Raw genomic sequence first — 24,836 nt, forward strand, 5'->3', positions numbered from 1 at the left:
GCGACTCAGGCGTGGCTGATCGCCGTCGACGGCCGCTTGCAAGCAGCGTCTAGAAAGATGCGGTCGGGGCAGTGCCCAAGCCAGCTCATAGCGCCATGCAACTGCTTCGCCGACTCGGTCACGGCGCGCCTGAATCACCGCGGCCAAGCGATCTTCAGATCCTTGTCTTGGAACGCAATGTGCTTCTCGGAAAAGATCATGACGTCATCGCCGAAAAGCATGTGTCCGGCGAATCCATCTTGATCGGCTTCTGGGCTCGGCCAGCATGGCGCCCGCCAGGTCCCGGGCTGATTCACGCATTGGGAGGCAAGACCAAAACCCGCTGCGGAGCCCAAGGTCACGAGCTGCCTATGCGGCGACTGACGCGGGGTAAACTTGTTCGATGTCGAGCAACCAGCGCCTCAGGCCAATCACGTCCGAGACCTCCGCCGTACGCAAATCCGTTCCGGCGCGTCGGTCCCGGCTTGGCTTGCTGACTTCCCTTGCGTTGATCGTGTTGATGGTCGATCAGGTCACCAAAGCATGTGCGCTCTCCGGTCTGGAGCAAGGGGTGCAGCACCCAGTCCTGGGCAACGCACTAGGCATCCAACTGCTGTTGAACCCCGGCGCCGTCCTTGGCCTGGGCAGCGGGAGCACTTGGCTGCTCACCGTGATTGCCGTCGCGGCAACCGTCCTCATCGTCCGTTTCTCCCGCCGTCTGAGCAGCACCTGGTGGACGATGACGCTCGGTTTGCTGCTCGGCGGCACGCTTGGGAATCTGATCGACAGGCTGATGCGCGACCCCGGCTTCGGTAGGGGCCACGTGATCGACTTCATTGCCTACGGGAATTTCTTCGTCGGCAATGTCGCAGACATCGCTATCACGGTGGCCGCGGGGCTGATGATGATTCTTTCCGACCGCGGAGTGCCGTTGGACGGGACCCAGTCCTGAAGCCGCGCGGCCCTCAAGGTGAGAGGCTTTCGACTTGAGAAATGAGTTCTCGGCTGACGCCGAGCTCGAAGTACGCCTTGTAGCCACTGAAGTCGCCGCATACCAGCGTGCCGCGCCATGCTCGGCTGGCGGCCGGGGGAAGGCGCGAGCGTGCTGCCGCAGGTGCCGGTGTGACGTGGTCCCCGCCGCTCATTGGCCGGCACGACGGCCACATATAGCACGCTGAAGCGCTGCTTGCTTTGCTTGTCGAACAGCGGACCTGTCGGTCCTTCATCGCCGCAATGCGAGCCTCGCGCAGCTTGCAAGTGCTTCAGTCCCTCCTGCACCAGAGTTGGCCTGGAAGCTGAGGTTCGGCTGCGGCGCGGGCATGGTGGCCACCCTCATCTTTGCCAAGGTCTATCGCGTGGGAAATCCGCGCCACGTGACGATCCTGTTCCAGGGCGGCTACCACGGCATGGGAGATGACCGGGACGTTGCGGCGGAACCCTGAGGTTTTCTGCCGCCACCAGTTGTTGAAGTCACCGGTATCGGGTTGCTGCATGGGTGGGGCGCGGTGCTCACTCGCGGATGTTCGCGAACTTCACCAGCGTCCCATAGCGTGCCACGTCCTGCTCGATCAGGCGCACCATGTCCTCGGCGCCCGCCGCGGGAAGCGCGCCGTTTTCCTGCAGTCGCCGGCGCACCACCGGATCCTGCAACCCGGCCTGCAACTGTGCACGCAGGTGCTGCACGACGCCGGACGGCATGTTGTGCGGGCCGACGAGTCCGAACCAGCCGGAAAGGTCGAAGCCTTGGAGGAGCGGGTGCTCGCCGAGCGACGGCACCTGCGGCAGGCCGGGCCAGCGGGATGCGGAACTCACGCCCAGAGCGACCATGCGTCCATCCTGCAGGAAGGGGGCGGCGATGGTGGGCGACAGACCCGCGAAATCGACCGCGCCGCCGATGACGTCGCTCACCAGCGCGCCGCCGCTGCGATAAGGGGCGTGGATGAAGGCCACCTGCGCGCGTTGCTTGATGAGTTCGCCGACGAAGTGCTGCAGCGAACCCACACCGGAGGTGCCGTAGCTGCACTTGCCCGGATTCTTCTTCACGCGTTCGAGGAATTGGTCGAGGTTCTTCACCTGGGTGGCCGCGCTGGCCACCAGCAGCACCGGCGCGGTCGCGATCAGCGCGATCGGCGTGAAGTCCTTGCGCGGATCGTATTTCTGCACCGGGTTCACCGTGATGGTGGCGGCGAGCTCGTTGCTGCTGCCCATCAGCAGCGTGTAGCCGTCTGCGGGACTGCGGGCGACGCGCAGTGCGCCGATGGCGCCTGCCGCGCCAGCCTGGTTCTCCACGATCACCGCCGATCCGAGCTTCGCGGCCATCAGGTCGGCGACGATGCGACCGATCACGTCAACCGAGCCGCCCGCCGCGTAGCCGACCACGAGCTTGATGGCATGGGCGGGATAGGCTTGGCCGAACGACGGGACGGCCAAGCCGACGCTGGCAGCGCCGAGGCTGGCGACGACCTGGCGGCGGGTCAGCAGCGTAGGGGGATGGAAGCGCATGATGACCTCGAAGCGAGATGGTTGGGGGGAACGCTCAGCCCTGCGGGACGAGGAAGCGCCGCGCGAGGCGCACCCAGTAGCTGGCTGCGACGGGCAGGATCGCATCGTTGAAGTCATAGCCGGGGTTGTGCACCTGGCAGCCGCCGGTGCCGTGCGTGTCGCCCTCGCCGTTGCCGACGATGAGGTAACTGCCGGGGCAGCGCTCGAGCATGAAGGAGAAATCCTCGCTGCCGGTCACGGGCTGCAGGTCCTGAACGATGCCTTCTTCGCCCAGCCATTCGCGCGCCACCTCGCGCGCCAGGCGCGTGGCCTCGACGTCGTTGATCACGGCGGGATAGCGCCAGTGGTAGTCGACTTCGGCGCGCACGCCCAGCGTTGCGGCCTGCGCCTGCACCAGTTCGGTGATGCGCTCGCGCAGCATGGCACGGGTTTCCGGCCGGTAGGCGCGCACCGTCAGGCGCAGGGTCACGGTTGCTGGAATGACGTTGGGCGCGTCGCCGCCGTGGATGGCGCCGACCGAGACCACCGCCGTGTCGCGCGGATCGACGTTGCGCGAGACGATGGTCTGCAACGCGATGACGATGTACGCCGCCGCGACGATGGGGTCAGCCACCAGGTGCGGCGTCGAGCCATGCCCGCCGCGGCCGAGGACCTTGATCGTCACCGAATCCGACGATGCCGTGAACTGCCCTTCGCGAAAGCCGAAGCGGCCCGCGGGGAACCCCGGCATGTTGTGCAGCGCGAAGACGGCGTCGCAGGGGAAGCGCTCGAACAGGCCCTCTTCAACCATGCGGCGCGCGCCGCCCAGGCCCTCCTCGGCAGGCTGGAAGATCAGGTGCAAGGTGCCGTCGAAGCCGCGCTCCTGCGCGAGCACGCGCGCCGATGCCAGCAGGATGGCCGTATGCCCGTCGTGACCGCAGGCGTGCATGCGCCCGGCGTGCTGGCTCGCGTAGGGCAGCCCTGTTGTTTCGTGGATCGGCAGGGCGTCCATGTCTGCGCGGATGCCCAGCCGGCGCGTGCCCTGACCCAGCTTGAGCGTGCCGACGACGCCAGTGCCGGCCAGGCCGCGGTGGACTTCGTAGCCCCATTCGGCCAGACGCGCAGCGACCAGGTCGCTGGTCTCGAATTCCTGATACGCAAGTTCCGGGTGCGCGTGCAGGTGCCGGCGCACCTGGATCATCTCTGCTGCGATGCTGCGTACTGCCGGCAGCACGTGGTCGGTTTGGGCGGGATAGGGGGCCGGGTGTTCGGTCTTGTCTGTCATGCGGCCAGTCTAGGCAGCGGCTGCGCCGGCCGGCAGACAGGCAGGGCTGTGCGCTGCGCGGCTGTGCCTGTCTGTCCGTCTGTCTGCCGCGGATAATGCCGCGATGAAACTGCACCAGCTGCGCTATCTCGTGGCCATCGCAGCCGACGGCAGCATCCGCGCTGCGGCACGATCGCTCGGCGTCACGCAGTCCACCGTCACGCAGGGCCTGCGCGAGCTCGAAGCCGAATCCCGCGTCGCACTGCTCACGCGCGGCAGCGCAGGCATTGCACTCACGTCCGCCGGCCAGGAACTGCTGGAGCATGCGCAACGTGTGATGACGCAGCTTCGCCAGGCCGAAGACGCACTGGCGCGCCATCGCGACGGTGCATCGACGCAACGGCTTGCCATCGGTGTCACGGCGTGGATCGCCCAGACGTTGCTCGCGCGCGTGCTGCCACCGTTTCGCGCCGAACTGCCGCACGTGCAGCTGGAGTTCTTCGACGGCTTCTCGCGCTTGAGCTATCCCATGCTGCGCGAGGGCGCTCTGGACCTGATGATCGGGCGCATCGCTCCACCCGAAGCGATGGAGGGCCTGCAGGCGACGGCCCACTTCACATACGACACGACGGTGGTGGCCCGCGACGGCCACCCGCGCGCTGGCGCCCGGACCATGGCCGAACTGCTTGATCAGGACTGGATACTGAACTTTGCACCCACCGAGCGGGCCGCCCTGATGGACAACCTCTTTGGCCAGCACGGCCTCGAGGCGCCGCACCATCGCATCCACCTGGCTCATTCGGCTGCCTTGTCGCTGGCGCTCGTGCAGCAGACCGACATGCTGAGTCTATGCCCGTGGCCGCTGGTGGAAAGCCTGCGAAGCGGCCTGGTGCCGCTGCCACTGCGCGAGCGATTCCACGCGAGCCGTGTCGGCATCGTTCGCCGCGCCAATGAAGCACTGCCGCATGCCGCATCGCGCTTTCTCGAACACTTCATGGCGCAGACGCGCGCCTGCCTCGCCTCCGATGATCCGCAGTTGCGGCGGGTGTTTCGTTCGGTGGAGCTGGTCGGCGACGACGGTGCCTAGGTCGCGATGCGTGCTGCTGTCGCCATGCAGGTGCTCGACCTCCATGTCATTGATGCGCCCCCTCTGTTCTGTCTTCCGAGATGGCGGCAGGGACGGGTCGGATCCTTTCGAATCCCTGGTCGCTCGGAGATTGGCACACGGGCGCCGGCAGGCGGCGCTGCGCTCATGTTCAATCGAACAAGTGCACCACGACGGACGACTTGTTCGTGATCAACCAGCTTCCCTGGACCTTGTGCAGGACGAAATGATCGTTGAACAGCTTCGGCCCGATCCGCACTCTCACCGTTGCGGTTGAAAGGCTGTACGAGAGGTTCTCCAGGGAGAGAATCGCCTCGTCTCGGGGCGCACCCATCGATCGCGGACTCGGCCTTGCGTGAACGAGTTCCGCGTAGTCCGGCGATGTCAGCGTCTGCAACTGGCCTTCATGAAGCCACTGCACCAGACAGCTCGGATGGAAGACCTTGTCGAAGTCGCGGCTCTTCGGTTCATAGGCCAGGTTGAAATAGTCATCGATCAAGGCGACGACGGCTTGGGTTTGGGTCATGGCGAGCTTTCCTTTTGCATTTGAAAGATGCGTATAGTGAAAGATCGCCTCTCCCTCGGCTACGGCGAAGCGGTTATCGCTGCCATTACCGGAACACATAGATCATGGACGACCTCGACGCGGGCCTTGTCAGCGGCCTGATTGCGCTTGCAGCCGTGGCCGAATCCCAGAGCTTTGGCCGTGCCGCATCGCGCCTGGGCAAGACGCAGCCCGCGGTGAGCCGCGCCGTCCAACGCTTGGAGGACCGCCTGCGCGCCAAGCTCGTGCACCGCACGAGCCGACGCGTGGAGGTGACGGACGCGGGGCACGAGTTGTTGTCCACGGTGCTTCCGCTGCTGCAGGGCATCGAAGAGGCGAGCGCTGGCATCTCGGCGCACACCACGGTCGTCCAAGGGACGCTGCGCGTGGCGTGCGATGCGGTGTTCGCCCGCCTTGTGCTGGCACCGGAGCTGGCTCAGTTCCTGAGGGCCCATCCCGCACTTCAACTGAAGCTGGAGACCAGGAGCGACTTTCCGGACCTGGTGAGTGAAGGATTCGATCTCGCCATCCGATTCGGACAGCCCTCCATTTCAACTTTGGTCTGTCGCAGGCTCTACAGTCCGCGGGTCCTGACGGTGGCGGCGCCTTCCTACCTGGCGCAACGCGGTCGGCCAGGATCGCCTAAGGATCTGGTCGAGGATGGCCATGAATGCATCCATGCCATCGACCCGGCAACCGGAAGGCCGTTCGACTGGGAGTTCTGGCGGGGCGATGAGAAGGTGAAGGTGGCCGTTGGTGGCAGCCTCACGGTCACGGACGCCGGAACCAAGATTGGAGCCTGTCTTGCAGGCTACGGGATCGCTCAGGTCATCGACCTTGGGATCGACGCGCACCTGCGCGCGGGTACGCTGGTGCCGATCCTGACGGACTGGCCTGACGAGACGTACCCTCTGTATGCCTACTATCCCAGCCGAAGCCACGTTCCCGCCAAGGTCAGGGCGTTCATCGACTTTGTGGCCGGCATGATGCCGGAGCTGGAATCGAAGGCAGTGGTGCGCGCCGGCGATGGCCCTCCGGACTCGCGGATCGAAGCTTCCCGCTCGAGAAAGAGTAGCGAGGAATCCGTCCTCCAAGTTCAACTGAGCGAATAGCGCCGGTGGCAGACGGGGCCTGGCGAGCTCGAGGCTCGGCGACCGTCTCGGCGTGCCACGCTCACGCGGCTTTTCCAAGCGCTGCCGGGTGCCCAAGCCTCTCTCAGGAATTGTGCGAGATGCCCAACTGCAGTCCGCTCGTCCCCGCGCCCGGCATGCAACCTGGGGGCGACGCATCGCTGACTACATAGGCCGCGTTCCCTCAAGAGCCCTGGAGATTCAACCGGTCGCTGCAACACACCACCGCCGCATGGTCGGAAGGAGTGTTGCAGATGAAGAGGAGGCCCGGGACCCGATACATCCATTCGCCATGCCAGGCAGCGGCTCACGGCCGCTGGATCACCCGGTTCCGCGCCGACGTACTTCCCGCCATACCAGGTGGGCGATCTGGGCTACTTCGCCGACGGCGGCACCTTCGCCAACAACCCCTCGATGACCGCGATCGTGGAGGCGATCTACCAAGGCTATGCGAGTGCCACATCGGACATCGTGATGCTGTCGCTGGGCACCGGCGTCAATCCGGTGGGCGTGCCGACCAGCGCCGTGTCCAACCCTCTGGACTGGGGCGTCACGCATTGGCTGTGGCCGTTCAGCAATGGCGTGGTCCCGGCCACGGCACTGCTCAACCTCACGATGGATGCCACCGCGGAACTCGCGGCGCACCAGGCTGCGCAACTGCTCGGCGGCAACTACATGCGCGCCAACGTGCCACTGGCCCAGCCCTTCGGCCTGGACGACTATAAGAACGTGGGCGAGTTGGTGAGTGCGACGCAGAACTACATCGAGACCTCGCCCGATTGGGCCAATGTGCGCACCTGGATGGGGAAGAACTGGAAGTGAACGAAGGGCGTCGCCGTGGCGCTCGACCGTGACCCGCGGGCCCGGGCGGCGTAGATTGTCCAGCGTCTCCGGTGGCCGCTGTGGCCCGCGGTTATCGCGCGGCGTGCTCCGTTGCGCAAGTGGTGCGATGAAAGGGCGACGGCACCGCTCCCGCCGCGCATCCAGCCAGCGGCAGCGTGCCGGTTGATCTGTTCCTACGGGGGCGCTGCTTCATGATGTGAGGTCAAGGCGTTGCCGTGCAGGGCGAAGACACAGCAGCCCGTCGTTGCAGGAGGGTGTGGATCAGCATAGTATGTCAAATATTTTTGACATCCTTTCGGCTGCGACTTTCCGTGAACCTCATCGACATCGGCCATGCCGTGCGGGTGCGACGTACGGAACTGGGCCTGTCCCAGGTGCAGTTGGCACGCCTGAGTGGCTTGTCTCGTCAGACCGTGATCGGCTTGGAAAACGGTGCTCTGAGCGATCTGGGCGTCAATCGTGTAGGGCAGGTGATGGCGGTGCTGGGTTTGGACACCCCCAAACCAGATACGCTGGCGCGGCGCAAGAAGCGCGGCCTGTGGGTGGCCGCCAAGACGGCCAGCGTCAGCTATGCGCGCGAACTGGCCCCCGAGGCGCTCGAACAGGTCCTGGCAAGCGGTGATGTGCCGCCTCCATTTGCCCCGCACCTGATGCATTTGCTTGACGAGGCACCCGTGCCGATCATGGTGATGGCCGTGGAGGAGACGGCCTCACGCGCGCACCTGCCTCCAAAACAGATATGGCGAAATGTGGCGAAGCTGGCCGAATCTTTGTCCGTGCATCGGCGAGCGTTGTGGGCATGAATTCAGGATCGCCGGCCGCCGGTGTTACCGACATCGGCGTCGTCACACCTCGCTTGAGCGACACGGCGGCGGACTTGACGCAGGACTGCACCGAGCAGCTCGGCGCTTTCGTCAACTGCAGTTCGAGGATGGCGAGGTCGACTTCGTGCGTACGCTGGTTGAGCGCCACACTGCACATTCCAAGAGTTCGATCTGCAGGACGATCTAACGATGCTTACCTCGAGTTTGAACTCAGGCATCGCCTTCCGTCAGTGCTGCAGATACGCAGTGAGCTTGTCGATGATCTCGCGGCTGCCGCGTTCCCGGCTGCCGTTGTCATCGAAGCCATCGAGGAATGCGCCCTGTTCCGTCATGATCAGCCGGGTCCCTGTGCCCGATGCCTTGAACTCGAGGGTGGCCAGCGAGATCGAGATCTTGCGTGCGTCCAGGTGCATCTCGTAGGCATAGACGATCCGTTCACCGGGAATGATGTCGAAGTAGGTCGCTTCGAACTCGGTCACCATGCCGGATTTCCATTGGCCCTTCAGCCGCTCGCGGCCGCCGACCCTGAAATCCATGGTCCGCTCGACGATCTTCCAGTTGTCGTTGGGTGCCGTGAACCAGCCGTTCTTGCCCTCGATGCTCGCGAAGGCGTCGAACACCCGCTGCGGCCTCACGTCCGCATAGGTGCGTTCGATGGTGAAGACGCCGTGGGACACGCTGCGGGTCGGTTCGGTCTGAGGGGTCATTTGGGTTCTCCGTCTGGAAAGCGCTTGAGGTGTTCGCCGAGGCGGTCGAGACCCTGGTCCCACTCCGCCCGGCGCCGGTTGAACCACTGCTCGGCAAGACTGAGCGTGGCGGTATCTATGCGGCAGGTGCGCACCCGCCCGATCTTTTCGGAGCGCACCAGGCCACTGGCCTCCAGCACTGCCAGGTGCTGGACGATGGCCGGCAGCGACATCGCGTAGGGTTCGGCGATCTCACTGACAGTGGCCTGGCCGCGCGACAAGCGCTCCACGATGCCGCGCCGCGTCGGATCCGCGAGCGCCTGGAACGTCAGGTCGAGATTGGCGGTCGCATGTGGCATCAGCCATTCCTCAAGGGGAAATACTGGAAGTAGGGTTCGGCCTCGGCCAGCACGCGGGCCACGCTGGGGCGTGCCTTCAGGCGAAGGAGATAAGCCGCGAGTTCGGGCCATTCGCTCAAGCGGACGGCGTGGTCGGCGTAGAACAGCGCCGGCAAGGCCGCGCAGTCGGCCAGGGTGAAGGATTCGCCCATGGCCCAGGAACCGCTGATCATGGGGGCGACGAGGTCATAGCCCGATCGGATCTGGCGACGCGCCTGTTCGGTGCCGAAAGGATCATGCTGTCCATCCGGGCGCAGCCGTTCGGCCACCACCTGCTGGAACGGTGCGTGGATGTAGTTGTCGATGAGTCGATCTTTCAAGCGGGTCTGCATCGCCAACTCGGGATCGCCTGGAAGCAGGGAAGCAGCGCGGGGCTCGGTGCGCGCCAGGTAGTCGATGATGATGCTCGACTCCGGGATCGTCTTGCCTCGCGCGTCATCGCGCAGCACGGGGAACTTCGCCAGCGGCCAGACCGCCTGGAAGGCGGCACGGTCGGCCGGGTCGCCGAGGTTCACCAGCCGCGGCTCGAAAGCGATGCCGGCTTCATAAAGTGCGATCAGCACTTTCCAGCAGAAAGAAGACAGCGGGTGGTAGTAGAGGGTGAAGGACATCGCCGGCCTAAAACTTAAGAAGATGCTTAAGTATCTGGGGTGGCCGGTGAAGCGTCAAGCGGTTTGTCGGTGGCCAGATCCGGACCGATGCCTGTTCCGTGGCGTGCTTGCTCCGAAAAATCGACGGCTCGCGCTGTTGTCGTGCTCACGCTCCATGACGTTGCGCTGAGCACTCCGATTCCCGTGCACGCGCGATGCCGGCGATGCAGCACGAGATCGGGCGCAACGGTCCTTGTCCCTGCGGCAGTGGCAACAGGTTCGAGAAGTGCCGCGGCGTGGCAGACGCGTTGCGCTGAAGCACTGCTGTCCGCACGCACCGCATGGCCTGCACTTGAGGGACCGGGAACCGGGCCTCGGTGGATCAAACGGTTCGGCGGCCCCCTGGGCTTGCCTGCGTCGCGCATGGACCTGCCATGACCTGCTGCGTCTCGACCGAAATCAGAAGCGGCCGGAACGCGCAAATCTCCTACTTCCTCGGCGTCCAGCGGCGCGCAGTCTTGGCGCATCTTCCTATCGAGGCAAAGAGATCATGGCAACCAGCAGCATCCTCGGCGGCGAGCACGCGCCCGTCACACCCAAGGGCACCGATGCGGAGAGCCTCGGGCCGAGTGACTCCAGCGACAGCGGCAGCGACGCATCGGGCGACAACCGCGCGGCGGCCGAAGGCGGGCTCGAAACCCCCACCAATGCCGACATACTCCCGGACCGCGTAGGTGTCCTCCCGGATGCCGCGGCCGAGGTGGAGAGCTCGGTGGACGACCCGGAGGCACTCAGCGCGCAGGACCTGGCCGACGAAGTCGCAGCCGATGGAGAAGACGAAGAGGAAGCGGGCGGCCGCGAAGAGGGCGGAGAGGGCGAGGGCGAAGGTCACGGGCAGCGCTGATGCCTTCCACCCGCGCCCCTGCCGCCACCGGACAGTGGCCATCCTCCAACCCGCTGAACCGCACCCTGCGCCGCGTGTTCGGGCACACCCGGCTGCGCGCCGGCCAGGCCGAAGTCATCGAGCGGGTCATGCAAGGGCTGTCCACCCTCGCCGTGATGCCCACGGGCGCAGGAAAGTCGCTGTGCTATCAGTTGCCGGCGCTGCTGCTCGAGGGACGCACGGTGGTGGTCTCCCCGCTGATCGCGTTGATGAAGGACCAGTGCGACAAGCTCACAGCCTTGGGCATCCAGGCGATCCAGGTCAACAGCGCCCTTTCCGCGGACGAGCTCGCTGCGGCCGAAACGGCACTGCGCGATGGCAGCGCGCGCATCGTGCTGACCACACCCGAGCGGCTCGCCGATCACGCCTTCCTGGAGCAGCTCGCGGCCCATCCTGTGGCCCTGGTGGCGGTGGACGAGGCGCACTGCATCTCGCAATGGGGCCATGACTTTCGGCCGGCCTTCCTCGACATCGGCCCTGCCATCCGGGCGCTGGGCACTCCCACCGTGCTGGCGCTCACCGCGACGGCCGGCTCGGAGGTCGCCGCCGACGTGATGAAACACCTCGCGATCCCGCGCGGGGGATTGGTCGAGACGGGCGCCTATCGCGCCAACCTGCACTTCGCGGTGGAGCAGATGCAGCAGGAGGAAGATCGCCAGCGGCGCATCGTGGAACTGGTGCAGCAGGAAGCCGGCAGCGGCATCGTCTATGCCGCCACGGTGAAGGCCGCCGAGCAGGCCTTCGAGCTTCTGCGCGCGCGGAACGAGTCGGTCGCGATCTATCACGGCAAGTTGGGAACGCGCGAGCGTGGTGAGGCACAGGAGCGTTTCATGAGCGGCGCCGCGCGGGTGATGGTGGCGACCAACGCGTTCGGCATGGGCATCGACAAGCCCGACATTCGCTTCATCGTTCACTGCCAGATGCCGTCGAGTCTGCACGCCTACTACCAGGAAGCGGGGCGCGCCGGTCGTGACGGAAAGCGAGCGCGCTGTGTGCTGCTCTTCCAGGCCAAGGACAGGGTGGTTCAGCAGTTCTTTCTGGCCGGAAAATATCCCCAGCTCGAGGACCTCGATGCGGTCTATCGCCAGTTGCTCGCCACGCCGCCCGGGGACGAGGGCTGGACCACCGCCAGCCTCCTCGAAGCATTGGATCGCCCGCGCAGCAAAATGCAGGCGGCTGTGGCTTTGCTGCGGCAGGCAAAGTTGCTGCGCATCGGCCGGCGAGGAGAGATGGCACTTCGACAGAAGGCCGCTTCGCGCGCCGATCTGAGCGCGATGCTCGACGCCTACAAGGAGCGCCGGCTGCAGGACCGGCAGACGCTCGAGCGCATGCTGTCGTACGCGCAGACGGGGCAGTGCCGCTGGCAACTGCTGCTGGCCGATCTGGACCCCTCGGCCGAGGCGAAGCGCTGCGGCACATGCGACAACTGCCGTCGTATTGCAGCCCATGAGGCCACGCTGGCGCAGCCGATCCTCGTGGGCACGCCGTCGACAACGGCGGCTGCGGCCGCTGCTGCGAACCCTCAGGCGAAGGCGCGCGCACGCAAACCGGTGCTTTTCGCCGAAAGCGATCCGGTCAAGGTCAGGCGTTTTGGTGCGGGCGTCGTCGTCGCCTCGACGGAGGGATCCGTCACGGTGGCTTTCGAGGATGGCACCCAGCGCTGCATCCATCCGGACTACGTCACCCGTCGTCGCATGCCGCGAAAGTCGGCGAGCTCCGATTCCGAGATCGAGACCGGTGGCCTCTTGGCCAGCCGTGCGTCGGCGCGCGCCCTGGCCAAAAGTAAGCATGCCGGCTTGAGTGCCTCTGCAAGATGGAGTCAGCCCGGCTGAGCGGCTCGACCTGAGCGATAGGTCGCCTCGGATCGTGGGCTCGAAAGCATGGCAACACTGAGCTCAGGTGGGGCCTCGGGACGCTGTCTCCTGGGCAGCTTGAGCCTTCCACCCCCGCAGAACCAGACCATGGCCATTGTTATCAACCGCGGCCATGGTACAGGCTTCGAAAGGTGCTCAAGTCCTGACTGCCTGGAAACAATAAAGTTGGTCGAAAAGAAAAAAGACGATCGAAAAAGGGGCGCCTTGAAGTCCATCGACGCTTCAATGGAGGGTAAGGCCTCGGAGTAGGCCTATTTTGTGTTTCGGAGGCAGGGACGCGATGGCCCGTGCGGGTGACTTCACGGCTGAGCGTCTGACGTAGTTGTTTCTGCTATTCACTGGGCTCGACGCGAGGTTTCAGCGTTGAGCAGATCGGTGCACCACACGCGATCGCGCATCGATCACTGGGCTGGTCGGCCAGTGCTCAATGCTCAGCGCCGTTCGGCGGGAGACGAGGTTCAGCATCAATGCTTGGTGGCCCTCGTTCGATATGCTGGGCCTGGCCACGGAGTGAACGACATGTCGAAGAGCGGCTCAGCGCGTGTCAGGTCTCCAGATACAGCGGATACGAACAGAGCATCGCGAACGAAGCCCTCTGGCTCAATGCAACGATGTGATCAGAGCGTTTTCACCAGTTCCGGCGCATGCACTGGTGCACGCACAGGCCGTCAAGGTAGCGCGCATCGGGCTTCATGGTGACGGAGATCATCGTGTGAGCCCCGACAACGTGATCAAGATGTTGTGGAAATCCGCGCGGCCGACTTGGTGATCAGCAGCAGTCGCAGGGCGGCCAGCACCGACACGTTGAGCTGGTACTCATAGCCGGCTTGCGCCGCCGCCGCGCCCGAAGTTGGCGTCGACGACGGGGATACCCCCGGCGGCGGGCCGGCCGGCCGGCATCCTCAGTAGAGCTGTTGTGCTTGCGTGGCTCCAAATTCGATGGATGGCATCCGGTGGTGGTTCTTGCCGCGGGGGACGCCCCCCGGGCAATGGGTGCCTGGGTCGGGGGATGCCTGAAGGGTGGGCGAGCCTAGGCCTGCCCACTTGCGCTCCCCGTTGCGCCCGTCGAGGGAGAGACCGATCGGCTGCGTTACCGCTCGATGAAGTCCGTCACGGTATCGGCGGCCGTGAACCTGGAGTCGGCGTATTTGATGGCGAGCAGCAGGCCATACTGTGCGAAGTACACGTTCGTGAACTTCGATTCGCCGCCTGACTCGTGCGTCGCATTGCAAGCGAGCCACACCGCGTTGCCCCGGATTTTGGGGTGGATTTCCGAGGCCGCGCCCAGTCTCTCGGTCGTGCAAGTGACCTTCGACCAGCGGAAGTTGAACTCTTGCAGCGGGAAGGCGTTGCCGTAGTCGACGGAGAACCTGCTTCCCGGCGTGAGCTTGGAGGGATCCAGCTTGAAGGGTTTCACTTCCTTCACGACGGATTCAAAGGTCGTGAGCTTGGCGTTGGTGTACGCGTTCTCCTTCTTGAGGCTGAGAGCGCCCAGGAAGGTCAGCTCGTAGCTTCGATTGACGAGGAAGCCGTTGTTCTCGAGCGTCCTGACATGCTGGAAGAAGCCGTTGCCCAGCGGCTTGTATGTGGCCTGCGGTGCAGTGACCGAGTCTTCGGTCGCGCCGATGTTTCTATAGCGGTGGTCGAACTTGAACGTGATCTCCTTGAAGTCGGTCGGCCCCGGTGCGCCCACCGCCTTCAAGGTCTCGACATAGCTGGGACGCAGCGCCTGCAAGGTGTAGTTCTTCGCCAGGAAAGCGTCGGGATTTGCATTCGCTTCCTTCACCTCGGTCGGCGGCGTGCCGCAGCCGGCCAAGCTGATGACGGCTGCCATCGACGCCAACGTCATCGGAATGCAAGTTGTCGTCATGCGCTTCGACTTCTTCGTCTCTTGGAATCCCACGATCACTTCCCTCCATTGGTTGTAAAGAGGTGTATCTTAGCCAGCACCGAAGTGCTGCAGGACCATCATCTCCCGACTGGAATCGCGTTGAACCCAGGCTCGGCATGCGTAAACGCAAGGCTTCCTGCGACCTGGGGCAAGCGCTCCTGTGGACGCGCTCGCCGCGCCGCGGCGATGAGACCGGGGACGGGACAGAACGAAAGCGCGGCAATCCCGCGCGCCATCAGAGATTGGCGTTCTTCTTGGATTTGAGCGACGCACTGCATGCGTCGAAATTGTCGAACTCATACTCGAGGTTGATCGAGTACCTGCCAGAACTCGTCGCGATCGCCTCCACGGCGATCCTCGACACCTGATCGACGGGCGGCGTGGGCGTCCAGAACGCGACGAGCTTGCGCTCCTTCTTGGCGAGCGACATCGTCCAGTCCTTCGGTTCGTTCCAGATGCTTCCGGAGCGCAGGTAGTCGAACTTCTCGGGCGCGCCGTACTTCGCGGTCAGGGCCTCCTGCCAGGAGCGGAAATCGCGCCGGATCTCGTCACCGTAGGCGCTGGATTGGGCGGCCGGCGTCCACGCCGCGATCCGGCACAACCCGGTGGCGGGGCCGAAGATCAACCGGTAGCTGTCAAGGTCGGGATGACCGTTGGGAAGCCGGCTTACCGTGTAGACGCCTTGCTGCTCGGTGGGCTTGAGTTGAGCGACCTTGCCCACGGTCTCGACGGTGTCTCCTGCATTGAGCCCGAAGGGGCCGGCGGCTGCCGCCACGGCTGCAGTGGCCATGCAGATTCCGATCAGCCCTCGTGCTTTTTTCTTCATTGCCTCGCTCCTGTGAATAGAGATCGATCCTAACCAGGTGCGTGCTCGCGATGGCATCCGTTGTTCGTCTTTGCCATTGGAGCGAGTTCACAATCTGGTTGGGGCTGCGGGGCTCGGGAGCGGCTCGCTTCGGCTCGCAATTACCCGAAGAAGGAGAAAAGAAACAAGGCCGCAGTGACGGTGTGTGGCTTGTCGGCGCCTTGATCGTGGCACACCGTTCTCGCCGTCAACGTCTGCACGCGCCTCTCTCATCGCGGCGCGCTGGCGGCCTCAGGGCCGTCTCTCGAAACTGACGGCTGCGCTGCGGCGTGCCGGCAACGGTGCCGAGGCCCGTTGTCAAGCTGTTCGCGCCCGATGCGGGCGCCACCCGGCTGCTCGGCGCCGATCGACCCCTGGGGACCCCGACATCGCGTTCGGCCTGTGCGGTCTCGGGATGGGCCTTCCCGAACTGGGCTGCGTGCGCCTGCCGGGACTGGCGGCCCTGCGCGGCATCCTTTGGGGCCCAGTGAGCAGAATCTGAATTTCCGCGCCGACCGGCGATGGAGCGCCTATGCGAGGCAGGCCCGCATGGCCGCGCGCATCCAGGCCCGAAGGTGCCAGATGCAGACGGGCCATGGGGCATGCGGCATGCGCTGCGGGGTGGGCGGCGAGCGTCACAGCGCCGACGGGCCTGTCGCTCGGCGGCGCTGCCGACGCCTAGAAGTTCTTCAGCGTGTCCCACTGGACCTGCGTGAGGCCGCGTTGGTGGGCCATTTCCGTGTCGTGGCGTTGATTCAATGCGATCACCCGCGGCAGCGAGCGCGGGACGTGGTGCTCTCGACGGCGCGATCGTGGCGAAGGCTGCACCGCCACAGTCCCCATGGGGACAGATGTGTGGGCGGCAACCATTGCCAACGCCTCAGCTTTCACGCACCATTACTTACCGTGCGACAGGTAATTTATTCACACACGAGGCAACCATGGAACTGAAAACCATCCAGCTCACCGTGAGCGAGCGCATCGCGCTCGTCACGCTCAACCGCCCGCCGGTCAACGCCCAGAACGCCGAGTTGCGCAGCGAACTGACCCAGGTGTTCGACGAGCTTTCCGATCGTGAGGACGTCTCGGTGGTCGTTCTCACCGGCAGCGGCAAGACCTTCTCCGCCGGTGCTGACATCCGGGAGCGCCCCAACCTGGGAGCGACGCCGGGCGCCTACGGCCGCCACAACCGTCTGGTGCGTGAGTCGTACTACGCGGTGGTGGAATGCGCCAAGCCCGTCATCGCCGCCATCAACGGCCCGGCAATGGGTGCGGGCTTCGGTCTGGTGATGGCGTCCGACATCTGGGTGGCCTCCGAGGATTGCTTCGTCTCCATGCCCGAGATCAACGTCGGCCTGGCCGGTGGCGTGACCTTCCTGCAAGAAGTGTTCGGCCGCTCGCGTGCACGGCGCATGTTCTACACGGGCATGAAGGTCACCGGCCAGGAGCTGTACCGGCTCGGCTTGGTGGAGGCCTGCCTGCCCGCCGACCAGCTCATGCCGTACGCGATGGAGATCGCTGCCGAGATCGCCTCCAAGAGCCCGATCGCGCTGCGCCTGGCCAAGGAGGCCGCTCGCATGACGCAGGTAATGCCGTCACGCGATGCCTATCGTTACGAGCAGGGGAACACGGTGGCGCTGTCCAAGACGGACGATGCCAAGGAAGCGCAGCGCGCATTCCTCGAGAAGCGCGCACCTGTCTACACGGGGCGCTGACGGCAGTCGCTGCAGGCCTGGCGCCAACACGGTGCGTGCTATTATTTTTTGATCAGCCGTGGGTCGCGCGCAGGGGCCCAACTACGCGCCACCGCCGCCGGCTCCCAGCCAAGAACTTCAAGAGGACCTTCGCCCATGGCCACCCTGTCCAACGCCGCCGAAGCGGCAGATCCGGAACGGGGCTCCAGGCGCAAGTCCGATGTGCGCCAGGAGCAATTGACCGAGATCGCGTGCCGGCTCTTCGCCAAGAAGGGCTATGAGGGCACATCGTTGCGCGACATCGCCGACGAAGCCAAGATCACCAAGGCCGCGCTGTACTACCACTTCCCCAACAAGGAGGCGCTGTACGAGCGCATCGTGCTGGAGTCGATGCAGGCGCTGGTGGATTCGGTGCGCGAGGCGATGTCCCGCGGCAAGGGTCCACTGGACAAGGTGCGCCTGTTCATGGAGGCATCGGCCGACTTCCTGGATCGCAGCCGCGATTCCTGGATCGCGGGTTCCAACGCCTTCTGGTCGGGCAGCGAGGGTGATCCGCGTGCTGGCGCTGTCTACCTGCGCGACGAGTATGAGCACCTCCTGCGCGACTGCATCGCCGAAGCCATTGCGAAGGGGGAAGTCCGCAAGGTCGATCCCGCCATCGCCGGGCGCATGCTGCTGTCGATGCTCAATCACATCTGCCGCTGGCATTCGCCCAAGGGACGCCTGAGCACGCGCGAGGTGATCGAGCAATACCTCGACATGGCCTTCGGCGGCCTGCGCGCGAAACCGCGCGCCTGACCTTCCTTGAACCTGCGGCGCGAACATGCGCTGCACCTCTGGAAGGGTAAACCCGCGCATTAACTTACCGGCCGTTAGGTAAACTGAATTGGAGATTCAGCGATGCGAGTCCTTCGATCAATCCTTCTTTCGGTGTGCTGCGGCATCGTCGCCGCACTGCCGACGCTGGCCCTGGCGTTTCCCGACAAGCCGGTGCAACTGATCGTCCCGTACGCGGCCGGTGGTCTGACCGACAACCTGGCGCGCCTCATCGCGCCGGCGCTGTCTGCCCGCTGGGCGCAGCCGGTGGTGGTCGACAACCGCAACGGGGGAGGGACCTCGATCGGCACCGCCGCGGCGGCCCGCGCACCCGGCGATGGCTACACGCTGCTGCTCACCGCGTTCGGCTACATCGGCAATCCGCTGCTGATGAAGAACTTGCCGTACGACCCCGCCGCGCTGGTGCCCGTCACCATCGTGGCCGATGCGCCCAGCGTGCTGTTCGTGTCAGCCAAGCTGCCCGTAGACACGGTGCCCCAGCTGATAGCCTACGCGAAAGCCCATCCGAAGGAGGTGGTGTTCGCTTCCTCGGGCAACGGCTCGAGCCCTCACATCGCTGCGGAGCTGCTGGCGTCGCTCACGGGCATCGAAATTGTGCACGCGCCCTACCGGGGCAACGGACCCGCGCTGAACGACCTGCTCGGTGGCCAGGTGCAGGCCATGTTCGATTCCTCCGCCTCGATGTCCTATGTGCGCGCCGGACGGCTCAAGGCGCTTGGCGTGGCCAGTGAAGCGCCCGTGGCACGCCTGCAGGGGATGGTGCCCATCGCGCGCTCGGGCGTGCCGCAGCTTTCGAACTTTGCCGCGGGCGGCTGGTTCGGCTTCTTCCTGCCAAGCAAGACGCCGGCCGAGCTGCAGCAGCGCATCTATGCCGATCTGCGTGCGGTACTGGAGACCCCTGAGGTGCGCGAGGCCATCGAGCGCGCGGGCGTGGAACCCAGGCTCATGACACAACCCGAGTTCGCGGCCTATCTGCGCGCGGAGCACGAGCGCTGGGCACCGGTGATCCGCGAGCGTCGCATCCAGCTTGATTGAGAACGAAGCGATGACCATCTTCCAAGCCGATCCTGGCCGACCGCTCGACCTGCGCGCGCCACGCCTGCAGGGACGGCGCATTCTTGTGACGGGCGCGGCCTCCGGCATCGGTGCCGCGGTGGCCGAACTCTTCGCGTCCGAGGGAGCATGCGTGGCGCTGGCCGACTGCCAGCCGCTTGCCTCCTTGCCGCCGGGCGACACTATTTCCTTGTCCATGGACATCCGCGACGAGGCGTCGGTGGCACGCGGCGTGGCCGAGAGCGTTGCCCGCTTCGGCGGGATTGACGGTGTCGTCAACGCCGCGGGTGTCGCCAACACCGACTTGCTGGCCGACCTGGCGCCTCGCGCATGGCGAGAGGTGATCGACATCAACCTCACTGGCACCTTCCTGGTCTGCCAGGCCTGCGAGCCGCACCTGCGGCGCTGCGCCAACGCCACGATCGTGAACCTCTCTTCGGGCCAGGGGCTGCAGCCCTTCAAGCGCCGTGGGGCCTATGCCGCGTCGAAGGCTGGGGTCATCTCGCTGACCAAGACGCTGGCGCTCGAATGGGCTCCCATCCGCGTCAACACGATCTGCCCCGGTGCCGTCGACACGCCCATGGTGCGCGGCGGCTACAGCGCCGAGGTGCTGCGCGACGAGGTCGCCCCGCGCTACGCGCTGCAACGCATCGGCCAGCCGCTGGAGATCGCGCATGCGGCGCTCTACCTGAGTTCCCGCGAGTCGTCCTTCGTCACGGGCATCGCCCTGGCCGTCGACGGCGGCCGCAGTTTTCATTGAGACCTCCCCGACACATGACCAGCCCCACATCGACCGACCCCTACGCCGCGTTCCGCGAGGAGCTGCGCCAGTTCGCCACCGAGCAGTGCCCGGAAGAACTCAAGCAGTTCGTGCGCAGCAATCGCAAGATCACGCGCAACGAGTACCGCATCTGGCAGGAAAAACTGTTCGCACGCGGCTGGGCCGCCCCCAATTGGCCGGTGGAGCACGGCGGCACCGGCTGGGACCTGCAGCAGCGCTACCTCTTCGAGGAGATCACGGCCCAGGCCGACTGTCCGCCGCAGTACCACCATGGCCTGGGCCACATCGGCCCGGTGATCCTGCATTTCGGCACCGAGGCGCAGAAGGCGCGCTTCCTGCCACGCATCCTCGACGGTAGCGAGTGGTGGTGCCAAGGCTATTCCGAGCCCGGCGCCGGCTCCGACCTGGCCTCGCTCAAGACCTCCGCGCGCTTGGACGGCGATCACTACGTGCTCAACGGCCAGAAGATCTGGACCTCGCATGCGCAAGAGGCGGACATGATGTACACGCTGGTGCGTACTTCGAACGAAGGCCGCAAGCAGGCGGGCATCTCGCTGCTGCTGGTGCCAATGAACACGCCCGGCATCGAGGTGCGCCCGATTCCCACCATCGACCACTGGCACCACGTCAACGAGGTGTTCCTCAACGAGGTGCGCGTGCCGCGTGAGAACCTGGTCGGCGCCGAGGGCGAAGGCTGGAAGTGCGCCAAGTTCCTGCTCGACCGCGAGCGCCTCTCGCCCGCGACCGTGCCGCGCCTGGCCCGACTCGCCGAGCAGGTCGGGGAGTTGCTCATGGCCAGGCGCCGCGCCAGTGCGGCTTCGCCCAGCTTCCACGTGCTGCTGGAGCGCCTCTACCTGGCCCAGGCTGGCGTGAAGGGCGCGCGCGAGATGCTGCTCAGCGCCATCCAGGAGGAAATGCAGGGCACGCTGGCCGCGTCGAAGTCCTCGGCGCTCAAGCTCTTCTGTTCCGAGTTGTCGCAGCAGATCATCGGCATTGCGCTCGACATCGCGGGCCCGGCCCACACGGCGCGGCTGGTAGCGTCCAGCGGCGTCGACACGCAGCAGGGCGTCGACCTGCAGCGCGAGCTCGTGCACACCTATCTTTTCTACCGCTCGCGCACCATCGCGGGCGGCACCAGCGAAGTTCAGAAGAACGTCATCGCGCGCGACCTTTTCGGAGCCTGAATTCATGCCATTCCATGCAGAGCCGATGTTCCCCGGCGACCTCTACGACACCACGCTGCGCGTTGCCTCTGCGGCGCCCGCTGGCGCCGATGCGGACGCATCGGGCGCGACCTGGCGTCAATTCCTGAACCTGGGCTGGCAGGCCGTGCTGGTGGCAGAGTCCAGCGGTGGCGCGGGCGCCACGCTGGGCGACATCGCGGCGATGGCCGAGGCAGCGGGCCGCCACGCGCTCGTCGCACCGCTGGTCGAGCGATGCGCCGTGGTGCCCGCCCTGCTGTCGGGCATTGCAGGCAACCCCGCCGCCCAGGCGCTGCTCGGCGACATCGCCAGCGGCGAGGCTTCCGTCTGCCCGGTGCTCGCGCTCGGCGAACCCGCCCCGAAGGGGCGCCTGCAGGGCGCGCGCGTGGTGCTTGACGGCTGCCTGCACGGCGCCGACCTCACCGAGCCCGTGACGCACCTGCTGGCACTGGTCGAACTCGACGGAAAGAAGGCCCTCGTGCTGCTGCCGCGCGCCGCGCTGACGGGCGCGGCGCGCAGCTACACGGGCATCGATGCAAGCCACATCACCGATGTGGACCTGACGGGGCTCGCGCTGCCCGAATCCGCCGTGCTGCTGCACGGCGACCCGGTCGCACCGCTGGTGGACCATGCCAACGCACTCGGGGCACTGCTGTCCTGCGCGCAGATGGTCGGCGCCATCGGCGCGATGATCGAGCAGACCATCGAGTACCTGAGCACGCGCGAGCAGTTCGGCGTTGCGCTCGCCACCTTCCAGGCCCTGCGTCACAAGGTGGTCGAGATGTATGTGGCCTACGAGAACGTGCGCGGCATGGTGCGCCAGCAGGTGTGCGTGCTCGACGATGTTGCCCCGGCGCTGCCGCAGCGCGAGCTGCGCCGCGAACTGTCGCTCGTGAAGCTGTACCTGGCCGTCACCGGCCGGCAGGTCGCGGAGACCGCGATCCAACTGCACGGGGGCATCGGCATGTCGCGCGAGTTGCCCGCCGCGCGCCTGGCCATGCATGCACTGGCCTGTACCCTGCGGTGGGGCGACCGCTTCAGCCAGCTCGACCGGCTCGCCGCCGATGCCGTGCTGCATTGAGGAGGCCGGCGTGCACTTGCTCGATTCACTTTTCAATCCTTCGTCCGTGGCGCTGATCGGCGCCTCCTCCGATCCAGAGCGTATCGGCGGGCGGCCGCTGCGCTTCATGCTCGAAGGCGGCTTTGAGGCGCCGCTCTATCCGGTCAACAAGAGCGGCGACACGATCCAGGGCCTGCCGGCCTTCGCCAGCGTGCTGGACATCCCGCACCCGGTCGACCAGGCCGTCATCGCCGTGCCGGTTCCCGGCGTCGAAGCCGCGGTGCGCGACAGCATCCGCAAGGGCGTGAAGGCGATCCAGGTCCTGACGGCTGGCTTCGCCGAGATCGATGCCGCCGGGCGCGCGCTGCAGGACCGTCTCGTGCAGATGTGCCGCGAGGCCGGCGTGCGCATGGTGGGGCCCAACTCGCTGGGCCTGCTCAATGTGCCGACGCGTTTCTTCTCGACTTTCTCCACGGCGCTCAACGGCCTGAAGCCCAAGGCCGGGCCGATCGCGCTGGCCACGCAAAGCGGGGCCTTCGGTTCGGCCGCCTACGGCATGGCCTCGCTGCGCGGGCTGGGCTTCAGCAAGATCATCGCGACCGGCAACGAAGGCGATGTCGATGTGGCGGAGTGCATCGACTACCTCGCCGACGATGCCGACACGCGCATCATCTGCGCCGCGCTCGAGTCGTGCCGCGACGGCGAGCGTCTGCGGCGCGCGCTGCTGAAGGCGGCGGGCGCCGGCAAGCCCGTGCTCATCATGAAGGTGGGCCGCACGGAAGTGGGCGCCGCTGCGGCCTCGACCCACACCGGGTCGCTGGCCGGCAACGACACGGTCTACGACGCGGTCTTCGCCGAATGCGGCGCGTGGCGGCCCGAATCGCTGGAAGAAATGCTCGACATCGCCTATGCGTTCTCGGTGTCGAACGCGCTGCCGCACAACGCCGAGATGGGCATTGTCACGGGCTCCGGCGGCATCGGCGTGCTGATGGCGGACGATGGTGGCGCCCGGGACATGTCCCTGCCGCCCCTGCCTGCGGCTGCGCGCCGTGCCGCCCTCGAGCTGCTGCCCTTCGCGGTGGCGAGCAATCCGCTGGACATGACGGCGCAGGTGACTGCGGTCCCGAGCGGTGTCTCGCGCACCGTGGGCGTGATGCTGGATCACACGGCCTACGGCACCGTGTTCGCCTACCTCGCCCACGTGGGACTCTCGCCTGAACGCTTCGCCTCGACGCAGGCGGAGTTGATCGCGCAACGCCAGCGGCATCCGGATCGGCTCATGGTGCTCGTGATGCTGTCCAGGCCCGAGGTCAACCAGGCGCTGGAACAGCATGGCATCCCGGTGTTCGAGGATCCTTCGCGCGCGGTGCGCGCGGTAGCCGCGCTGGCCCATCTGCGCGCGCGCCGCGAAATGCTCTATCGGCCGGTGCAGCGCCAGGCCGCAGCGGCGCTGCGCAGCGACGTGTCGACGGAGGACGGCGCCAAGCGCGTATTGGCACTGGCCGGCCTGCCCGTGCTGCCCGAGCGCCTGTGCCGCAGCAAGGACGAAGCGGTGGCGGCCGCACGTGCCCTGGGCTTCCCGGTGGTCGCGAAGATCGTTTCGCCCGATATCCCCCACAAGACCGAGGTCGGCGGCGTCATGCTGCGCCTGCAGGACGCGGCGGCCGTGGAGGCCGCGCACGAGGAACTGATGGCGCGCGCGGCCACCGCGCGGCCCGATGCCCGGCTCGAGGGCGTGCTGATCGCGCCGATGCTGCAGGGTGGGGTCGAGGTCATCCTGGGCATCCATCGGGACCCGACCTTCGGGCCGATGGTGATGTACGGCTGCGGCGGCACGGCTGTCGAGCTCTTCAAGGACGTGGCCTTTGCCTCCGCGCCACTCGTGCCGGCCCGCGCCGCTGCCCTCGTTGATCGCGTGCGTTCCACGCAACTGTTGCGCGGTTGGCGCGGCGGTCCGCGTTATGACGAGGCCGCGCTGATCGATGCGATGTGTCGCCTGTCCGATTTCGGCATCGCGCATGCGAACGAGCTGGAAAGCGTCGACATCAATCCGTTCGTCGTGCGCGTCGATGGCGCAGCCTGCCTCGACGCCGTGATCGTGTTGCGAGCCACGGATGCCAAGGAGCAAGCGCATGCAGACCACTGAAGAGCGTCTTCTCGTCCTGGAGGCCCGGGTTGAAGCGCTGAGCGCCCAAGAGGCGATCCGCGCCTGCCTTTATCGCTACTGCCGCGGCATCGACCGCTGCGACGAGGCGGCGCTGCGCTCGACGTACTGGCCCGATGCCACCGATCGGCACGGTCCCTACAGCGGGAGCGCGAACGGTTTCATCGACTGGGCTCTGGTCAAGATCAGGGAGAGTGGCCGGGTGATCCACACGCTGGGCAACATCTCGATCGAGTTGCGCGGTACCGAAGCGGCGGTGGAGAGCTACTTCCAGGCGTTCCAGACCGATATCGACGCGTTGGGCCAGGAGCGCGCGACCTTCCTCATCGGCCGCTATGTCGACCGCTTCGAGCGGCGCGGCGCGGGCGAATGGCGGGTGGCCGCGCGTACGGTGGTCTATGACTGGATCCGTGAATCGCCCGTACCCATCGGCAGCGAGGCCGAACGCTTCGGCGTACGCCAGCCCAACGGCGGCCGTTTCCCCGACGACCCCTGGTACGCGTTGACGGCATCGCTTTCCCGCTGAAGAGGCCGCGCCAGGCATCTTCCTGGCGAAGCCTTCAGACCTTCCTTCCTGTCTCCTCCCATCCGCCCCCGGCAGTGCCGCAGGGCGGCTTCGTGCATGCCAGCCGGCAGCCATGCGCGAACG

The 24,836-nt window shown here is 66.1% G+C and carries 25 protein-coding genes; 17 read left to right on the forward strand and 8 right to left on the reverse strand.

Features of this window, described 5'->3' with window-relative positions; genetic code table 11:
- The first annotated feature begins 382 nt into the window (after positions 1 to 382).
- Both ABL838_RS32285 and ABL838_RS32290 read left to right on the forward strand, forming a co-directional pair.
- A complete protein-coding gene (locus tag ABL838_RS32285; protein ID WP_418126346.1) occupies positions 383 to 931 on the forward strand; it encodes a signal peptidase II in 549 nt (182 codons plus the stop codon).
- A gap of 331 nt (positions 932 to 1,262) precedes the next feature.
- On the forward strand, positions 1,263 to 1,421 hold the full coding sequence (locus tag ABL838_RS32290) for a hypothetical protein (protein WP_418126348.1): 159 nt from the start codon (positions 1,263 to 1,265) through the stop codon (positions 1,419 to 1,421).
- 67 nt (positions 1,422 to 1,488) lie between these two features.
- On the opposite strand, the gene ABL838_RS32295 is transcribed toward ABL838_RS32290, so the two are convergent.
- A complete protein-coding gene (locus ABL838_RS32295; protein WP_418126349.1) occupies positions 1,489 to 2,481 on the reverse strand; it encodes a Bug family tripartite tricarboxylate transporter substrate binding protein in 993 nt (330 codons plus the stop codon).
- A gap of 34 nt (positions 2,482 to 2,515) precedes the next feature.
- Positions 2,516 to 3,745 (reverse strand): M20 aminoacylase family protein, encoded by a 1,230-nt coding sequence (locus tag ABL838_RS32300; RefSeq protein ID WP_418126351.1) that lies wholly within the window; start codon positions 3,743 to 3,745, stop codon positions 2,516 to 2,518.
- Between the two features lie 103 nt (positions 3,746 to 3,848).
- On the opposite strand from ABL838_RS32300, the gene ABL838_RS32305 reads away from it, so the two are divergent.
- Positions 3,849 to 4,811: a LysR family transcriptional regulator gene (locus ABL838_RS32305; RefSeq protein WP_418126353.1), complete on the forward strand. Its 963-nt coding sequence runs from the start codon at positions 3,849 to 3,851 to the stop codon at positions 4,809 to 4,811.
- 169 nt (positions 4,812 to 4,980) lie between these two features.
- Here ABL838_RS32305 and ABL838_RS32310 read toward each other — a convergent pair whose 3' ends face one another.
- Positions 4,981 to 5,355 carry a nuclear transport factor 2 family protein gene (locus ABL838_RS32310; protein ID WP_418126355.1) on the reverse strand — a complete coding sequence of 125 codons (375 nt, stop codon included), beginning with the start codon at positions 5,353 to 5,355 and terminating at the stop codon, positions 4,981 to 4,983.
- 104 nt (positions 5,356 to 5,459) lie between these two features.
- On the opposite strand from ABL838_RS32310, the gene ABL838_RS32315 reads away from it, so the two are divergent.
- The 3 genes from ABL838_RS32315 to ABL838_RS32325 all read left to right on the forward strand — a co-directional run bounded on the left by ABL838_RS32315 (position 5,460) and on the right by ABL838_RS32325 (position 8,149).
- Positions 5,460 to 6,485, forward strand: coding sequence for a LysR family transcriptional regulator (locus ABL838_RS32315; protein WP_418126357.1), 1,026 nt, complete (start codon positions 5,460 to 5,462; stop codon positions 6,483 to 6,485).
- Positions 6,486 to 6,863: 378 nt separating this feature from the next.
- A complete protein-coding gene (locus ABL838_RS32320) occupies positions 6,864 to 7,325 on the forward strand; it encodes a hypothetical protein (protein ID WP_418126359.1) in 462 nt (153 codons plus the stop codon).
- Positions 7,326 to 7,657: 332 nt separating this feature from the next.
- Entirely contained in the window at positions 7,658 to 8,149 is a 492-nt protein-coding gene (locus ABL838_RS32325; protein WP_418126361.1) for a helix-turn-helix domain-containing protein, read from the forward strand.
- Positions 8,150 to 8,397: 248 nt separating this feature from the next.
- Here the strand turns inward: ABL838_RS32325 and ABL838_RS32330 are convergent, their stop codons facing one another.
- Genes ABL838_RS32330 through ABL838_RS32340 form a run of 3 tightly spaced genes read right to left on the reverse strand, consistent with a single transcriptional unit; the run spans position 8,398 to position 9,865 of the window.
- On the reverse strand, positions 8,398 to 8,877 hold the full coding sequence (locus tag ABL838_RS32330; protein WP_418126363.1) for an SRPBCC family protein: 480 nt from the start codon (positions 8,875 to 8,877) through the stop codon (positions 8,398 to 8,400).
- Positions 8,874 to 9,215, reverse strand: a complete 342-nt coding sequence (locus ABL838_RS32335; RefSeq protein WP_418126365.1) for an ArsR/SmtB family transcription factor — start codon at positions 9,213 to 9,215, stop codon at positions 8,874 to 8,876. Before ABL838_RS32335 ends, ABL838_RS32330 begins: the two co-directional genes overlap by 4 nt.
- Positions 9,215 to 9,865, reverse strand: coding sequence for a glutathione S-transferase family protein (locus ABL838_RS32340; RefSeq protein WP_418126367.1), 651 nt, complete (start codon positions 9,863 to 9,865; stop codon positions 9,215 to 9,217). The genes ABL838_RS32335 and ABL838_RS32340 overlap by 1 nt, the downstream gene beginning before the upstream one ends.
- 529 nt (positions 9,866 to 10,394) lie before the next feature.
- Between ABL838_RS32340 and ABL838_RS32345 the strand changes: the two genes are divergently transcribed.
- Together ABL838_RS32345 and ABL838_RS32350 are read left to right on the forward strand one after the other, a co-directional pair.
- Positions 10,395 to 10,748: a hypothetical protein gene (locus ABL838_RS32345; RefSeq protein WP_418126368.1), complete on the forward strand. Its 354-nt coding sequence runs from the start codon at positions 10,395 to 10,397 to the stop codon at positions 10,746 to 10,748.
- The gene (locus ABL838_RS32350) at positions 10,748 to 12,619 is read left to right on the forward strand and encodes a RecQ family ATP-dependent DNA helicase (protein ID WP_418126370.1); all 1,872 of its coding nucleotides are present in this window, start codon (positions 10,748 to 10,750) and stop codon (positions 12,617 to 12,619) included. Before ABL838_RS32345 ends, ABL838_RS32350 begins: the two co-directional genes overlap by 1 nt.
- Before the next feature lie 1,132 nt (positions 12,620 to 13,751).
- On the opposite strand, the gene ABL838_RS32355 is transcribed toward ABL838_RS32350, so the two are convergent.
- Both ABL838_RS32355 and ABL838_RS32360 read right to left on the reverse strand, forming a co-directional pair.
- Positions 13,752 to 14,531 carry a hypothetical protein gene (locus ABL838_RS32355; RefSeq protein WP_418126372.1) on the reverse strand — a complete coding sequence of 260 codons (780 nt, stop codon included), beginning with the start codon at positions 14,529 to 14,531 and terminating at the stop codon, positions 13,752 to 13,754.
- Between the two features lie 256 nt (positions 14,532 to 14,787).
- Positions 14,788 to 15,378, reverse strand: a complete 591-nt coding sequence (locus ABL838_RS32360; RefSeq protein WP_418126374.1) for a hypothetical protein — start codon at positions 15,376 to 15,378, stop codon at positions 14,788 to 14,790.
- 433 nt (positions 15,379 to 15,811) lie between these two features.
- Here ABL838_RS32360 and ABL838_RS32365 point away from each other — a divergent pair, with 433 nt between their 5' ends.
- The 9 genes from ABL838_RS32365 to ABL838_RS32405 all read left to right on the forward strand — a co-directional run bounded on the left by ABL838_RS32365 (position 15,812) and on the right by ABL838_RS32405 (position 24,713).
- A complete protein-coding gene (locus tag ABL838_RS32365; protein WP_418126539.1) occupies positions 15,812 to 15,898 on the forward strand; it encodes a hypothetical protein in 87 nt (28 codons plus the stop codon).
- Between the two features lie 439 nt (positions 15,899 to 16,337).
- Positions 16,338 to 17,111 carry an enoyl-CoA hydratase/isomerase family protein gene (locus ABL838_RS32370; protein WP_418126375.1) on the forward strand — a complete coding sequence of 258 codons (774 nt, stop codon included), beginning with the start codon at positions 16,338 to 16,340 and terminating at the stop codon, positions 17,109 to 17,111.
- Positions 17,112 to 17,246: 135 nt separating this feature from the next.
- A complete protein-coding gene (locus ABL838_RS32375) occupies positions 17,247 to 17,888 on the forward strand; it encodes a TetR/AcrR family transcriptional regulator (RefSeq protein ID WP_418126377.1) in 642 nt (213 codons plus the stop codon).
- Between the two features lie 102 nt (positions 17,889 to 17,990).
- Positions 17,991 to 18,962 (forward strand): Bug family tripartite tricarboxylate transporter substrate binding protein, encoded by a 972-nt coding sequence (locus ABL838_RS32380; RefSeq protein WP_418126379.1) that lies wholly within the window; start codon positions 17,991 to 17,993, stop codon positions 18,960 to 18,962.
- A gap of 10 nt (positions 18,963 to 18,972) precedes the next feature.
- Positions 18,973 to 19,740: an SDR family NAD(P)-dependent oxidoreductase gene (locus ABL838_RS32385; protein WP_418126381.1), complete on the forward strand. Its 768-nt coding sequence runs from the start codon at positions 18,973 to 18,975 to the stop codon at positions 19,738 to 19,740.
- Between the two features lie 14 nt (positions 19,741 to 19,754).
- The gene (locus tag ABL838_RS32390; protein ID WP_418126383.1) at positions 19,755 to 20,945 is read left to right on the forward strand and encodes an acyl-CoA dehydrogenase family protein; all 1,191 of its coding nucleotides are present in this window, start codon (positions 19,755 to 19,757) and stop codon (positions 20,943 to 20,945) included.
- Positions 20,946 to 20,949: 4 nt separating this feature from the next.
- Entirely contained in the window at positions 20,950 to 22,044 is a 1,095-nt protein-coding gene (locus ABL838_RS32395) for an acyl-CoA dehydrogenase family protein (RefSeq protein WP_418126385.1), read from the forward strand.
- 10 nt (positions 22,045 to 22,054) lie between these two features.
- The gene (locus tag ABL838_RS32400; protein ID WP_418126387.1) at positions 22,055 to 24,169 is read left to right on the forward strand and encodes an acetate--CoA ligase family protein; all 2,115 of its coding nucleotides are present in this window, start codon (positions 22,055 to 22,057) and stop codon (positions 24,167 to 24,169) included.
- Positions 24,156 to 24,713, forward strand: coding sequence for a nuclear transport factor 2 family protein (locus ABL838_RS32405; RefSeq protein WP_418126389.1), 558 nt, complete (start codon positions 24,156 to 24,158; stop codon positions 24,711 to 24,713). The genes ABL838_RS32400 and ABL838_RS32405 overlap by 14 nt, the downstream gene beginning before the upstream one ends.
- Positions 24,714 to 24,836: the final 123 nt, after the last annotated feature.

Source organism: Variovorax sp. 160MFSha2.1 (assembly GCF_048305075.1).
Lineage (GTDB): Bacteria > Pseudomonadota > Gammaproteobacteria > Burkholderiales > Burkholderiaceae_C > Variovorax > Variovorax guangxiensis.

Coding starts and splice junctions, on each gene's coding strand:
- ABL838_RS32395 (WP_418126385.1), top strand. CDS start 20,950: ATGCCATTCCATGCAGAGCCGATGTTCCCCGGCGACCTCTACGACACC.
- ABL838_RS32370 (WP_418126375.1), top strand. CDS start 16,338: ATGGAACTGAAAACCATCCAGCTCACCGTGAGCGAGCGCATCGCGCTC.
- ABL838_RS32380 (WP_418126379.1), top strand. CDS start 17,991: ATGCGAGTCCTTCGATCAATCCTTCTTTCGGTGTGCTGCGGCATCGTC.
- ABL838_RS32305 (WP_418126353.1), top strand. CDS start 3,849: ATGAAACTGCACCAGCTGCGCTATCTCGTGGCCATCGCAGCCGACGGC.
- ABL838_RS32365 (WP_418126539.1), top strand. CDS start 15,812: ATGGGCCTTCCCGAACTGGGCTGCGTGCGCCTGCCGGGACTGGCGGCC.
- ABL838_RS32285 (WP_418126346.1), top strand. CDS start 383: ATGTCGAGCAACCAGCGCCTCAGGCCAATCACGTCCGAGACCTCCGCC.
- ABL838_RS32375 (WP_418126377.1), top strand. CDS start 17,247: ATGGCCACCCTGTCCAACGCCGCCGAAGCGGCAGATCCGGAACGGGGC.
- ABL838_RS32360 (WP_418126374.1), bottom strand. CDS start 15,378: ATGAAGAAAAAAGCACGAGGGCTGATCGGAATCTGCATGGCCACTGCA.
- ABL838_RS32405 (WP_418126389.1), top strand. CDS start 24,156: ATGCAGACCACTGAAGAGCGTCTTCTCGTCCTGGAGGCCCGGGTTGAA.
- ABL838_RS32350 (WP_418126370.1), top strand. CDS start 10,748: ATGCCTTCCACCCGCGCCCCTGCCGCCACCGGACAGTGGCCATCCTCC.
- ABL838_RS32310 (WP_418126355.1), bottom strand. CDS start 5,355: ATGACCCAAACCCAAGCCGTCGTCGCCTTGATCGATGACTATTTCAAC.
- ABL838_RS32335 (WP_418126365.1), bottom strand. CDS start 9,215: ATGCCACATGCGACCGCCAATCTCGACCTGACGTTCCAGGCGCTCGCG.
- ABL838_RS32355 (WP_418126372.1), bottom strand. CDS start 14,531: ATGACGACAACTTGCATTCCGATGACGTTGGCGTCGATGGCAGCCGTC.
- ABL838_RS32345 (WP_418126368.1), top strand. CDS start 10,395: ATGGCAACCAGCAGCATCCTCGGCGGCGAGCACGCGCCCGTCACACCC.
- ABL838_RS32300 (WP_418126351.1), bottom strand. CDS start 3,745: ATGACAGACAAGACCGAACACCCGGCCCCCTATCCCGCCCAAACCGAC.
- ABL838_RS32340 (WP_418126367.1), bottom strand. CDS start 9,865: ATGTCCTTCACCCTCTACTACCACCCGCTGTCTTCTTTCTGCTGGAAA.
- ABL838_RS32385 (WP_418126381.1), top strand. CDS start 18,973: ATGACCATCTTCCAAGCCGATCCTGGCCGACCGCTCGACCTGCGCGCG.
- ABL838_RS32330 (WP_418126363.1), bottom strand. CDS start 8,877: ATGACCCCTCAGACCGAACCGACCCGCAGCGTGTCCCACGGCGTCTTC.
- ABL838_RS32315 (WP_418126357.1), top strand. CDS start 5,460: ATGGACGACCTCGACGCGGGCCTTGTCAGCGGCCTGATTGCGCTTGCA.
- ABL838_RS32295 (WP_418126349.1), bottom strand. CDS start 2,481: ATGCGCTTCCATCCCCCTACGCTGCTGACCCGCCGCCAGGTCGTCGCC.
- ABL838_RS32390 (WP_418126383.1), top strand. CDS start 19,755: ATGACCAGCCCCACATCGACCGACCCCTACGCCGCGTTCCGCGAGGAG.